This is a genomic window from Streptomyces sp. NPDC030991 (genome assembly GCF_055571235.1).
In genome coordinates, this window is the sequence record NZ_JBVIFR010000031.1 from 35,075 (window position 1) to 47,364 (window position 12,290).

9 protein-coding genes are annotated in these 12,290 nt (G+C 69.5%); 7 read left to right on the plus strand and 2 right to left on the minus strand.

What is annotated here, in order from left to right:
- The first annotated feature begins 2 nt into the window (after nucleotides 1-2).
- From ACZ45E_RS36360 to ACZ45E_RS36370, 3 genes are read left to right on the plus strand one after another with little or no spacing between them, the layout of a single operon-like run.
- Nucleotides 3-2,618 carry an ATP-binding protein gene (locus tag ACZ45E_RS36360; protein WP_468229834.1) on the plus strand — a complete coding sequence of 872 codons (2,616 nt, stop codon included), beginning with the start codon at nucleotides 3-5 and terminating at the stop codon, nucleotides 2,616-2,618.
- Nucleotides 2,615-5,263 carry a hypothetical protein gene (locus ACZ45E_RS36365; protein ID WP_468229753.1) on the plus strand — a complete coding sequence of 883 codons (2,649 nt, stop codon included), beginning with the start codon at nucleotides 2,615-2,617 and terminating at the stop codon, nucleotides 5,261-5,263. The genes ACZ45E_RS36360 and ACZ45E_RS36365 overlap by 4 nt, the downstream gene beginning before the upstream one ends.
- Entirely contained in the window at nucleotides 5,260-6,471 is a 1,212-nt protein-coding gene (locus ACZ45E_RS36370; RefSeq protein WP_468229755.1) for a lytic transglycosylase domain-containing protein, read from the plus strand. Before ACZ45E_RS36365 ends, ACZ45E_RS36370 begins: the two co-directional genes overlap by 4 nt.
- 89 nt (nucleotides 6,472-6,560) lie before the next feature.
- On the opposite strand, the gene ACZ45E_RS36375 is transcribed toward ACZ45E_RS36370, so the two are convergent.
- Nucleotides 6,561-6,947, minus strand: a complete 387-nt coding sequence (locus ACZ45E_RS36375) for a PIN domain-containing protein (RefSeq protein ID WP_468229758.1) — start codon at nucleotides 6,945-6,947, stop codon at nucleotides 6,561-6,563.
- Nucleotides 6,944-7,207: a hypothetical protein gene (locus tag ACZ45E_RS36380; RefSeq protein WP_468229761.1), complete on the minus strand. Its 264-nt coding sequence runs from the start codon at nucleotides 7,205-7,207 to the stop codon at nucleotides 6,944-6,946. Before ACZ45E_RS36380 ends, ACZ45E_RS36375 begins: the two co-directional genes overlap by 4 nt.
- Nucleotides 7,208-7,755: 548 nt before the next feature.
- On the opposite strand from ACZ45E_RS36380, the gene ACZ45E_RS36385 reads away from it, so the two are divergent.
- The 4 genes from ACZ45E_RS36385 to ACZ45E_RS36400 all read left to right on the plus strand — a co-directional run bounded on the left by ACZ45E_RS36385 (nucleotide 7,756) and on the right by ACZ45E_RS36400 (nucleotide 12,055).
- The gene (locus ACZ45E_RS36385) at nucleotides 7,756-8,094 is read left to right on the plus strand and encodes a hypothetical protein (protein WP_468229763.1); all 339 of its coding nucleotides are present in this window, start codon (nucleotides 7,756-7,758) and stop codon (nucleotides 8,092-8,094) included.
- Nucleotides 8,052-10,892 carry a type IV secretory system conjugative DNA transfer family protein gene (locus ACZ45E_RS36390; RefSeq protein WP_468229765.1) on the plus strand — a complete coding sequence of 947 codons (2,841 nt, stop codon included), beginning with the start codon at nucleotides 8,052-8,054 and terminating at the stop codon, nucleotides 10,890-10,892. Before ACZ45E_RS36385 ends, ACZ45E_RS36390 begins: the two co-directional genes overlap by 43 nt.
- Nucleotides 10,892-11,848, plus strand: coding sequence for a replication-relaxation family protein (locus ACZ45E_RS36395; RefSeq protein WP_468229768.1), 957 nt, complete (start codon nucleotides 10,892-10,894; stop codon nucleotides 11,846-11,848). The genes ACZ45E_RS36390 and ACZ45E_RS36395 overlap by 1 nt, the downstream gene beginning before the upstream one ends.
- 84 nt (nucleotides 11,849-11,932) lie before the next feature.
- Nucleotides 11,933-12,055 carry a hypothetical protein gene (locus tag ACZ45E_RS36400; RefSeq protein ID WP_468229770.1) on the plus strand — a complete coding sequence of 41 codons (123 nt, stop codon included), beginning with the start codon at nucleotides 11,933-11,935 and terminating at the stop codon, nucleotides 12,053-12,055.
- Nucleotides 12,056-12,290 lie beyond the last annotated feature (235 nt).

The following is a 12,290-nucleotide window of genomic DNA, read 5'->3' on the forward strand; positions in this document are numbered from 1 at the left end:
AGATGCCGATCCGGCATGTGGCCGGGAACGTCGTGTGGAGCGTGCACGGCACGGTCTACGCGCTCTACCGCGTCCAGGGCGTCGACCAGGTGCACGCCAGTAGGACCGCGAAGCTGCGCCGTTTGAAGGCGCTCGAGGCGCTGGTGAAGAAGCTGGTCGGGGAGTCGATGTGGCTCTCGCTGTGCCCGCAGGTCGACCCTCGCGCGGTGGTCCGGGCGATGACCGAGAACATCGACATGGCGGCCAGTGACCGCTACACCCAGGTCGCCCACCGCGTCCTGGACACCCTCGAAGGACTGGAGCTGACCGGGCGTACCGACTGGCTCGCCGTCCCGCTGCCCGCCGCGGACCGCCGTCAGCGTCTCGCGGACATGGCGGGTGCAGCCAGGGCGGAGATCGCCCTGCAGTTCGGGCTGCTGCCCGCGCCGATCAGCGGCAAGGAAGAGGACCGCCGCGTGCGGCAGGCGGCGCGGATGGCGGCGACGTGGCCGGGCACAGTGTCGGCCCGGCCGGCGAGCGAGGCCGAGATCCTGTGGATCTACGGCCACTCCGCGCGCCGCGGAGTCCTCGAACCGCTGCTGCCCACCCCCGACGCTTCGCGCGGCGTGGTGAACCGTGCCCGCACGGTGGCCGCGCTCGGCCAGAGCGTGCTCACCGAAGGAGCGATCGACGGCCGGCTCGCGGACGAGGATGAGCGCCGCGGCGCGGGAATCTTCAAGCGCCGCTGGCTCGAGGTGGCCACCGAGCACGGGGCGTCCTACCAGAGCTTTCTGACGCTCTCGGAGATGCCGGAGGCGTTCCGGTTCCCGGGGTCTGAGTACCTGGCCTCGCTGGACACCTTCGACTTCCCCGTCGACTGGGTCGTGCGAATGTCTGTCACACCGGGTGCAGACGCAGAGGCCAAGACTCGTCGCAAGGCGCGTGACCTGGCCGGGCAGCCCGAGGAGTGGGCCGACGACCCTGCCGGGGCGCCTGCCGCGATCGGCAAGGCCGCCGATGCGCTGGCGGAGAACCGGGAGCGGCTGACCGCATCCAAGGGAGAGGTTGACGTGCGGGCCATGGTCGCCTTCTGTGTGTGGGGCGCCAGTCCGCAGGAAGCAGAGCAGCGGGCCCAGGTGCTGACCTCCGAGTTCGGCGGCGACGACTACACCCTGGACCGACCCCTCGGTGATCAGGAACACCTCTTCCACGGGATGCTGCCGGGCGCCCGCACCCCGCAGGCAATGGCCTCCTACGCGCAGTACCTGCTCGCCCGGGACTTCTGCATGGCCGGCCCATGGGCGGCCACCGAGCTCGGCGATGAGCGGGGCCCGTTGTACGGGTGGCAGCTGACCGGCGGGGGTGCGCGGCCGGTACTGATGGACTTCACGCGCGGGCCGAAGAAGCGCACGTCGGCGTCGGCGGCGTTCCTCGGCGAGCTCGGCGGCGGCAAATCCTACGCGATGAAGTGCGCCGTCTACTGGACACTCGCCGCAGGCCGCAAGGCAGGAGTGCCGGACAGCCGCGGCCGCGCTGTGATCGTGGACCGCACTCCCAAGCAGGAGTGGCTGCGGTTCACCAAGGCCTGCCCCGGCCGCACCGAGCTGATCAGCACCGACAGCAGCGCCACCGTGAGCCTGGACCCGCTGCGCGTGTTCACCCAGCAGCGCGGCACCGAGCCGGTCAACCTGTCCGAGGCCCAGCGGCGCTGCGAATCCTTCCTGCACATGCTGCTGGGTATTCAGCCCATGGACGAGACAGGCGACGTCCTCTCGGAAGCGGTCGCCCACGTCCTGGCCGGCAAGGCACCAAGCATGCGCGCCTTGATGGCGCACCTGACCGAGCGCGGGGTACGCGAGGGTGATGCGGCCTGCCGGTCGCTGGCCCGCAAGCTGAACATGCACGCCCGCCGCGACATCGCGCGCACCATCTTCGACGAGACTCTGCCGGTCATCGACACCGACGCCGACTCCGTCGTATTCTCCGTCGCCCAGCTCGCGCTGCCCAAGAAGTGGGAGCTGGAGCCCGGGCACTTCGAGCGGCTCTCCCCGGAGAAGGTGTTCGGCCGGGCGGCGCTGTATCTGATCGCGACGATCTGCCGGCACATCAGCTTCGACCCGCGCCATGAAGCCGAGTTCTGCCAGGTCGTGTGGGACGAATGCTGGTGGCTCACCTCCGCGCCCGAAGGCCTGGACCTGCTGCTGGAGCTCCTGCGAGACGGCCGTAAGCACAATGCCGGCGTCCTCGTCGGCTCCCATGATCCCGAGGACATCGGGCCCAACACCGAAACCGGGCGGATCGTGCGCGGCCTGATCCCGCGCCGGCACCTGTTCCGCCAGACCAACAAGGAACTCGCCCGGCGCGGCCTGGACTTCCTCGACCTCGACCCGAACGACACCGAGCTGCTGGAGATGGTCACCACCCATCTCTCTCCGCTCGATGAGTCGGAGACAGTGCAGGCACAGCGCTCCGGCGAGTGCCTGGTGCGGGACCTGTTCGGGCGGATCGGCGCGATGCGCGTACAGATGCCCCTCGATCCGACGCTGAGCGACGTCATCCACTCCGACCCCGAACATAACCCGGCCGACGCCAGCCTCAGCAGCGAAGGCGCGGCCGCGCAGGAGGCGGTGACGGCATGACCTTGCGGCGGGGACTGAACCGGGCTGCCGCGATGCGCCGGCTGGCGGCGGGGGGGCTGCTGCTCGTCACCGCGGTACTGGCCGCGGTGATGCTGCTCGCACCTCACGCGGGTGCAGCTCCCGCAGATCCGGCGCCCACGCCGTCCCCGTCAGCGTCGTTCCCGAGGTACGAGCCTGGCCTGGAGCCCACGGCACCCGGTCTGCTGCCCCCAGAATCCGTCCGTCCTACCGCGCCGAAGGGCGGCGACGGGAAGGGGAACGCGGACACAGCCAAGGGCAAGGCTGCAGCCGGCAAAAAGGAGCCCTCGGCGAAGGACAAGAAGACGACGCAGCAGGAGAAGCTGCGCCGCGAAATGCGCAAGAAGGTCCAGGAGTACAAGGACAGGCACGGTGACGGCGGTGTCCTCAATGCCTTCGAGGTCACCGACAGCAATGACCTTCCCGTCTCGGCCTACCGGATCGAGTCGGATGCGGGCGGAGTGACCAACCCGGTCGGGCAGATCCAGTCCGCGATGACCCAGGGCCTGTTCGAGGCCACCAAATGGACGGTGGCGTTCGGGTGCTGGATCATCACCTGGGCACTGCAGTGGTCGCTGGCCCGGATCTTCCTCAAACCGGCCCTGGCCCTCTCCGACTCCCTGTACAGCCAGACGATCGTGCAGCTCGGTCTGCCCGGCGTGATGATGGCATTCTCCGGCGCCGTCGCATTCTGGAACATCACCTTCGGCCGCACCTCGCGTGGGTGGGGTGAGCTGTTCGCCTCCACCATGATCTCCGCGCTCGCCGTGTCCACCCTCGCCGCCCCGCCCCAGCTCCTGCTCGGTGATCACGGAGGCGCCGTCGGCAAGGTCCGCGAACTGGGCATCGCCGTGTACGCGATCACGACCGGCCACGAGAAGGCCCTCACCGGCACGGCCACGCTCACCGAGGCCAAGACCAAGGAACTCACCCAGACGGTCACGGACGGCGTCGTGGACGCTTTCGTCGTCAAGCCCGCGTTCCTGCTCTCCTACAACCAGCAGTTGCCCAGCAAGAAATGCACCGCCCTCTACAGTGAATCCCGCGTCGAGCAGGCCTTCTTCAACGAGAAGGTCGACGGCGTCAAGGACACGATCAACAAGGTGCCGAGTGCGTGGGACATCGTCCCCGGCGTGGTCGGCGACATCAAGGACGCCATCAGCGACAAGGCCATCGACTACGTCGCCAACGACATGCTCGGCATGAACCCCGGCGACGACTTCGAGAAGGCCTGCGTCAAGGACGCCGGTGAAGCCAAGAAGGCCGGATGGGACAAGGTCGGCGGCGCCTTCTTCATCTTCATCGCCGCCCTGCTGATGACGATCCTGCTCACCGCCACCGCCTGCGCCTACCTGTCCACCGAGGTCCGCCTCGGCCTGGAGGCCATCCTGGCCAAGGCAGCCCTCGCCGCCGGCATCATGCCGGGCGCGGGCCGGGCCTGGATGTGGGAGCGCGCCACCAGCATCCTGCGCCTGCTGGGCATACTCATCACCCTGGTCGTCGGACTCGCGATCGCCGTCCAGGCCGTCACCGCCGTGCTGGGTGCGAACTTCAGCAAGGAGGGTGGCCTTCCCGCGCAGTTCGTGGCCGTCGATGTCACGGTGATCGGCGCATTCTTCTTCCGCAAGCGGATCACCAAGCGCTCCAAGGCCTGGGCCTCCTCGGCCCGTTCACGTCTGGGCAACAGCCCGCTCGGCGGCCGCGGCCCGGTCACGATGGACCAGAGCGCGGGCCGCAAACGCTCCCTCGCCTCGACCCTGGCCACCACCGCACTGATGATCGGCGCCATCGCCGCGACCGGTGGCGCAGCAGCCGGCGGTGCCGCAGCCGGCGGATCCGGCTCGCTCACCGCGCTGGGCGGGCGGGGCAGTACCGCGCTGGCAGGACGGCTCGGCACCCGCACCGCCGTTCGCGGCACTGCGGCCCTGGCCAACGGCGCGGGCAAAGCGGTTGTTGGCTCGGCGAAGGCTGCATACGGGGCGGGCAAGTTCGGCCTCAAGTACTCCGTGGGAGCGCCGGTCTACCTGCCGCAGGCCGCCCGCGCCGCCGGTGCCGGTCTGAAGGCTGCGCCCGGCAACCTGGCCCGCTCCGCAGCACAACTGCGCTCCCGCATCGCCCAGCCCGTCATCCGCCAGCTGCCCGCCGCCCGCTCCTTCGGCCAGACCTACTGGAACAACATCGGCGGCCGCTGGGCCTCCAACCGGATCCGGATGCACCGCGGCCTGCCGCCCGTCCCGCGCCCGCGCACACCTGCGCGCACTGCGGTACACCGCATTCCCACCTCCCCCGGCCGCCCGACACCGCCCCGGCCCCCGGCCGCCCCCGCCCCGGCAGCTGTTGCGGTGCGCCGGCCCGTACGCCGGGCACCGCGACCGATGCCGGGCCAACCCGCTGCCTCCTCGCAGCAGCAGGCCCTGCGTCAACGGCTGTACCGGATGAACACTGACACCGTCCGTGCACATCGACCCGCCCCCAGCCCGCAGCCCGCTGCGGACGTCGCTTCGGCGCCCCCTGCCCGCGCTCCCCGACCTCGCCCGCGTCCGCGACGCACAGACCCACCTCAGCGCCCGAGGGGCCGGTCCCTCTTCGACCCGCCGCCTCGGCGCGACGACGAGGAACAGGCGTGAACCAGAACACGAAACGATGGCTCGCGTTCGGCGCCGTCACCGCCGTCATGCCGGTGCTGCTGTGCATCACGGCCTTCATAGCGATCACCGGCGCGATCGCCGCCGACGAAGAAGAGAACAACCGGCAGGCCGCCTACGCCACCGGGGCCGGGGCCACAGCGGCACCGTCCTCGGTGAAGGGAATCCCTCCCGTGATGCTGTCGGCCTACGCCAACGCTGCCTCCCGCATCACCCAGCTGCGCCCCAGGTGCAAAGGGATGCGCTGGTCCGTGCTCGCAGGGTTCGGGAAGGTCGAGTCCAATCATGCGGCGGGCCGGCACGTCGCCGACAGCGGGGTGATCACCCCCCGCATCATCGGCGCGCGGCTCAACGGATCCGGTGCCGGCGGCAACACGAGTTCCTTCACCGACACTGACGGCGGCCGGTGGGACGGTGATACCTCCTACGACCGGGCTGTGGGGCCGATGCAGTTCCTGCCCTCCACCTGGGCAGGCGCCACCGGCCAGGACGGCAACGGCGACAAGGTGAAAGACCCGCACAACGCCTTCGACGCGACGCTGGGCGCCGCCGTCTACCTGTGCGGCAGCGGCTCCAGCGACCTCAGCGACGACGCGCAGCTTCGCAAGGCGGCCCTGCGCTACAACCACGCCGACTGGTACGCCGACGAAGTGCTGCAGTACGTGCACCAGTACGACCAGGCCGGGGCCACGCTCGGCAACGCCGGCAGCGACGGTCCTGTACCCATCGCCGTCACCGTGCCCGGCCCACCCACCCCCTACCAGGGCGGCGCGAGCGCTTGCTCGTATCCCGACCCTTCCGGCGGGCACTGCCTGACCGGCGCAACAGCCCACGGATACACAGAAATCCTCAAGAAGTGGCCACGCTGGCACGGCGGTATCGGCTGCCAGAGCTCACGTACCGAGGGCGGCGAACACCCCCTGGGCCGGGCCTGCGACTACACACCCGGCACCCTGGGCACCCGCGCCTCCGGCACCGCCCTGGCCCAGGGCTGGGCACTTGCCGCCTGGTTGCGCAATAACGCCCGCCTCCTGCACGTGCAGTACGTGATCTGGCAGGGACGCATCTGGAGCATCAACCACTCACAGGACGAGAAAGGCTGGGGCCGACCCTACGATCACGGCCTCGGCAACGTGCACACAGTCACCGGTGGTCACTACGACCACGTCCACGTCACCTACAAGGACTGATCACCGCGGATGCTGCGCGTCTCTGCCGAGGCTGCCCCCGCACAGCCAGAGCAATGACGGTTCAGGCCGCGCAACGGGAGAGCGTCGCGTCAGCGGTTGAGGTCGAACACGGGGACACCGCGCCCGGCGTACGCCTTCGGCTCCACGGTGGCGATCAGCGCGTCTGCATCCCAGTCAGGAAGGTGCCGCGCCGCGTGGATGGCGGCGGCGACACCTGCGGCAACGCCGTCCTGGATCAGCGCGGCCGTCGCGAGCACCGCGGGGTAGTCGAGGTCGGCAATGTGCAGGACCTCCAGCTGTCCCACGTGCTCGGCCATCCCCCGGTATTGCCTGTCGGCCTCAAGGACCGACAGGGCCGGCACCCACAGACGGGTTTCCGTCTCATAGTGGGCTCGGTGGATGAGAGCGGAGACTTGCCGGTTTCCGGTGAGCGCGAGCAGGGTCGGCGCATCCAGCACCAGGTGGTGAAGGATCACGCAGCCGCGCCGCTCGCACCGGAAAATGCCGCACGCAGGCGTGCGCCCATGGCAGCGCTCTCCTCGTCACTCACCTCAGTGCCGAAGTGTTCTGCGAGGTAGGCGCGCGTGCGCTCAGCACGCTCCTGACGTTCTTCTTGCGTCAGTGTGGACTCGGCGAACTCCTGCACGAGCGTGCGGATCGACGTTCCCCGGGATTCAGCAAGCACCGCCAGGCGGTCGCGGACCTCGGCGGGCACTCTGATCATCGCGTCAGACATGAGGCAAGTATACGCCTACGTATACGCAGCAGTCTGCCTCCTGCCGCGGAGGCAACCCGGCCGACCGGTCGACGTGATCTTGAAAGGCTGTCGGTCACAAGGTGGACGAGCGGTCGGCTCGTGATGCGGCGGCGCAGGGGGCGCGCCAGGTCAGGGCGCATGTCGGCCGGTAAAGGGCGAGGGCTCCGCGGTGACGGCAGTACGGGTTACCGCCAGGACCTGACAGATTCCACAAGGCGTCCGGCAGCGGCAGTGCGCCGGACGGCTCTGGGCGCGGCGGGTCCTCATACCACGGCAGCTGATCACGCAGCCACCAGCCCAGCGCGCTGTTCCGAAGTCGGTCCCCCGCCTTCCCGTACGCCCCGCTCTCCGTGCCTCTGCCTCCAGGCGCCTCTCCGCGCCCGTACGCCTCCTGGTCACAGCAGTTCGGGGAGGCGTGGGCCCCCGATCGAAAATTCTCTGCTTCAACCGGTCACGTTTTGCGCCCTGGCGCTCCTTTGGGGGGTGAGAGGGCGGCAACCGGCCGCCCGATGCTGACGGGAGTGCCGGTGAAGACCACAAGTAACGTCTCCTCTCCGCGAGATGCAGTTGTGGGCGTGCTGGTGGAGGGCTGTGGCTGGCTTGCAGGCATCGTCTTCGCCCTGGGCTGCGTCCGCGGCTGGTGGTGGGGCGGCGACCTCAACAACCTGCCATTCATAGGAGGTTCGGCGGCGCAGGCAGCGGCCGAGCACCGCGGCTGGCCGTGGGTTCCGCTGCTGGTGATGGGGCTCGGCGGCCTGGGCGCGCGACAGGTGTGGCGCGCTGCCGCACGCCGGGTGTTCATCCCCCGCACTAGGCAGGAGCGGTGGCGTACACCGTGGTTTCGCCTCTCGCAGGGCGGCTGCTGATGTTCGACATCGTCGCCTCCGTACTGTCCTCCGTCGTTCCCGTTGACGTGTTCGCCTGGAGCCCGCTGCTGGAGGAGATTGTCTGGTGGGCAGGCTGGGCTGGTGTCCTCGGTGTGCTGGTGGCCGGGGCGGGGTCGTTGCGGTGGCGGCGACGGGCACGACGTCTCCTGCAGAAGCGGGCGGTCGTCGAGCTGGTGCCGTCGCAGAGTTTCGAGCCGTCGTCCTCCGACATGGCTCCGCACGCAGCCCGGCTCACGCGCGCCTCGCAGACCACCGAGTGGACCCCGCGGCGGGCTCAGGGGATGCGGCTGCGGCACGGCAGCAATGAGCACGGGCAGCTGTCCCTGCGTTTGGAGGGGCCGGCGACGTCGGCCGCGCTGATGCGGCTGCCGTCCCTGCCCGGTGTCCAGGTCCGAACCCCAAGCCCTCGCCGCCAGGCACCGGCCAAGCACATCACCTTTCCCGACGCTCCCCCGCTCCCGAGGCCCGAAGCGGCCCGACCGGTGTCGTTGACCAAGCACGGGGCACAGGAGGAACCGCCCGCCACTTCACAGGCAGCGGCCCCGGGCCCGGCCCGGTATGTGGCACGAGCTGAGCTGGTCCTGGCGCGCCCGGATCACAAGCGCCTGACCCCGGCCGCATCGGATCCGGACCCGCTGCAGATCCTCGCCCACGCCGTCGCACAGATCGACGCCGAGCGCGGAGAGCAGGCCGAGCTGGTCGTGGACGTGGTGCCGGTGGCGAGCCGGCGGGTGGCCGCCTGGAGGCGGCGCCTGGTCCGCAAGGCCGAGCAGCGCGGCCCGTCCGCATATGGAGAGTCACTCGGGGCGGGCAGGCGTGGCGGGCCGGTGATGTCGACGCTGATCGAGGGCCTTAATGGAGGTAAACCCCTCACCGCCTCCAAGAACACCTTCAAGCCGTTGCCCCGGCAGACGGATCTGGCTGACGGAGTGGGCAAGTTCTTGCCCGGTGCGGATGCCCAGGTGTTCGCCGTGCAGATCCTGGTCCGGGTCACTGGTACGCACCCGGCACGGGCGCAGGCCCGACTGCACCAGGTGATGGCCGTGATGGATGCCTGGGGCGGGGAGAACTGGTGGCGGCCGGTCGGTCCGCGCCGCACCGGCTGGCGCCCTTACAGCAGTGTGTGGTGGCGGCGGCGCTCCTTCGACCGCCGCTATGCGAGCGGTGAGTTCGCGCCCGCTCGCCGGCAGTGGCTCACCAGCGACGAACTCGCCGCGCTGCTTCGGCCGGCGAACATTCACTGCACGGCACAGAACGTGGTGCGCACCGGCGGGATGCTCGCGCCGGCTCCGCGTGCGTTGCCGACCTGGACCGGGCAGCCCGGCATGGTTCCGCTGGGGCTGGTCACCGAGGCGGATGGGCGGACCCGGCTCGCCTGCCTGCCGCAGGCAGAGGTCCTGTTCGGTGCCTCGTTCGGCAAATCCGGCTTCGGAAAGAGCGAGTTGGCGTTGCTGCAGGCCATCGCCCTCGCCTACGGCGGGCTCGGCATCTGGTTCCTCGACCCCCACGGCCAGGCGATCAAGCGGGCCCTGCCGTATCTGACGCATCCCAGGGTGATCGGGCGCGTACATCTGATCGATTTGAGTGTCAAGAAGCCCGCCGCAAAGATCGGTGCATGGAACCCCCTGTCGATGGAAGACCGCGCGCCTGAAGACGTGCAGGACGTCATCGGTGCTGTGGTCGCGGGCCTGTCCGCAGCCCAGGGCTGGGGTGATGGCGCTCCGCGCGCCAAGGGCATCCTGTCGCACGCCGTCGAGGTCCTGGCGCATCTCGCCTACCGCATGTGCCGCCAGGGCCGCCCCGACCTGCAGCCCACCCTGTTCACGATCACCCGCCTGCTCACCGACGAGGAATGGCGCGACAGAGTGCTCTCCCAGATGCCGCTGCCGATGCGGCAGTGGTGGCGCACCACCTTCCCCCAGTACGAAGGCAGCGCGGTGCCAGTGGTCACCCAGACCATCGAGCAGCTCGCCACCTCCACCTCCTTGCGCGCCTTCCTCGGACAGCCGCGCTCCACCTACGACGTGCGCCGGGCGATGGATCAGCGTCAGATCGTGCTGCTGCGCTGTTCCGGCACGGGCAGCGGGGACCAGATCATCACCAGTCTGCTGATGTTCGACCTGTTCAGGGCCGGACACTCCCGCGAAGGCGTCGACCCCACTCTGCTGGCCACGATGTTCGCGTTCGCCGACGAGCTCAAGGCCATCGACGGGGCCGCCCGCGGCTACATCGCCGCGATCCTCGAGCAGCTGCGCAAGTACGAGGTGCGGCTGATGGGGATGACCCAGATGGCGATGAGGCTCTCCGAAGAGACCCGCCTGGCCCTGATGCAGAACCAGTCCCTGCTCACGGCAGCGGCCGCCGACACCGACGAAGCCGCGTTCCTCTCCAAACGCCTCCCGGGCGCAGACGCGGAAACGCTGATGAACCAGCCGAAATGGCACTATGCCGTCCGCGCCACTCTCAAGGGCTCGCCCACTGCCACCTTCCAGGTCGCAGGCGTGCCCGTGCATGAAGTCTTCGCCGACTACCACCACCCCGAGCGCCTCGGCGAACTGGAAGCGGCCATGGACACCACGCAGCAGCGCCGCACCCTACGCGAGATTCTGCTCGCCCTCGACGGCAGCCATGACGGGAAGAAGCCAGGCCTCAACGACCGGATCCTCGACGAACTCACCCGCAACCCACTGTTCCCCGCTCCCGAACACGAGGCCGAGGACACGGCCGCTGAATCCGACGACGCCTGCTGGACCGACAACGAGAGCGAGGTCGCCTGATGACCCTGACCGCCTCCACCGAAAGCATTCCCCTCCCCCGCCCCACGCGTGGTCTGTCCCGCCTCGGGCAACACCTGCTGCCCGTCCTCTACCAGCACCGGCTGGTCTCCACCGGCCAGCTCCACCGCCTGTTCACCCCCCACGCACAGCGGCCCGTCTACCTGCGCCAGCAGCTCAAGCTGATGCGCGCCGACGGCCTGGTCGACGCCATCACTCGGCGCAGCACACGACGCGGGCGGTCCGAGCTGCTGTGGTACGTCACCGCGCGTGGCGCCGATGCCGTCGCCCACGACCCGACCATCACCCACCGCGGCTACCGCATCACCCCGCAGACCGCAGCCTCCCAGCTGCAGGACCACACCCTCACCGTCGTCGACAGCGGCGTCGCGTTCGTCGACTGGGCACGCCGCCTCGGCCACGAATGCTCCCCCCTGGACTGGGAGCCCGAAATCGCCCACCGGATCCGCGACGGCGAATCCCGCGGCGCCGACGACGCGTTCATGATCCCGGACGCCGTCCTGCGCTACACCCACACCACCGAAAACGGGCGGCGGCGCATGCTCAGCTTCTTCATCGAGGTTGACCGGGCCACCATGCAGACCACCCGCCTCGCCGCCAAGCTCGCCGCCTACGCCCGCTACCAGACCTACACCCCCAACACCAGCGGGTTCCGCGGACACCGCAGCACCCGCGAGGCCTGGCGCGACCACTACCCCGCCTACCCGCGCCTGCTCATCGTCCTGGCCGGCGCCTCCGACCGCGTCCTGGCAAACCGGATCCAGGACCTGCGCGCCCTCGCGGCCGCCGACCCCCGCGTCGGCCAGCTCACCGCCGGTGCCACCACCCTGCAGCTCCTGCAGGCCAAAGGACCCTTCGCGCCAGTCATGACCCCACTGTCCGGCGACACCACCCCCACCGACGCCTTCCTCAACCCCACCGTAGACACCCGTGCTTGAGACGCTGCGCACCTCTTCCACCGCCCCGAGCCAGCCGTCCCAGCGCCGTGGGGCAGGCATGCCTGCTCTCCCGCCGTGGATGCCATGTCCTTGCCATCGCCCCTGGTGACCGAGCTGATCGCGCTGCGCGCGCATACCCGCCATCTCGCCTGGCTCAGCGACCGCGAACACTGCCCGAAGCAGTACCCCATGCGGGAGTTCACGTGAAAGCAAGGCATGCGCGCACAGCGCCACCTTCGGGAAACGGATTAAGCGCCCGGTCAGCTTCAAAGTCGTCAACCCGCATGCCGACAGCATCATCTATACGGGCGACCTGAAGAACTGACTAAACCCGGAGACACCCCATAGCGAATCGGCCGATGTGTCCCTTTGGACTGTATTTACACGGTCACGGCTTCGTGAAGTGCCATTACTGGCTGTGCTGTTGAGCAAAGTTTGCGTA

Excerpts from the sequence above, each read along its gene's own strand:
- ACZ45E_RS36365 (WP_468229753.1), top strand. The coding sequence starts at position 2,615 with ATGACCTTGCGGCGGGGACTGAACCGGGCTGCCGCGATGCGCCGGCTG.
- ACZ45E_RS36380 (WP_468229761.1), bottom strand. The coding sequence starts at position 7,207 with ATGTCTGACGCGATGATCAGAGTGCCCGCCGAGGTCCGCGACCGCCTG.
- ACZ45E_RS36400 (WP_468229770.1), top strand. The coding sequence starts at position 11,933 with ATGTCCTTGCCATCGCCCCTGGTGACCGAGCTGATCGCGCTGCGCGCG.
- ACZ45E_RS36395 (WP_468229768.1), top strand. The coding sequence starts at position 10,892 with ATGACCCTGACCGCCTCCACCGAAAGCATTCCCCTCCCCCGCCCCACG.
- ACZ45E_RS36360 (WP_468229834.1), top strand. The coding sequence starts at position 3 with ATGCCGATCCGGCATGTGGCCGGGAACGTCGTGTGGAGCGTGCACGGC.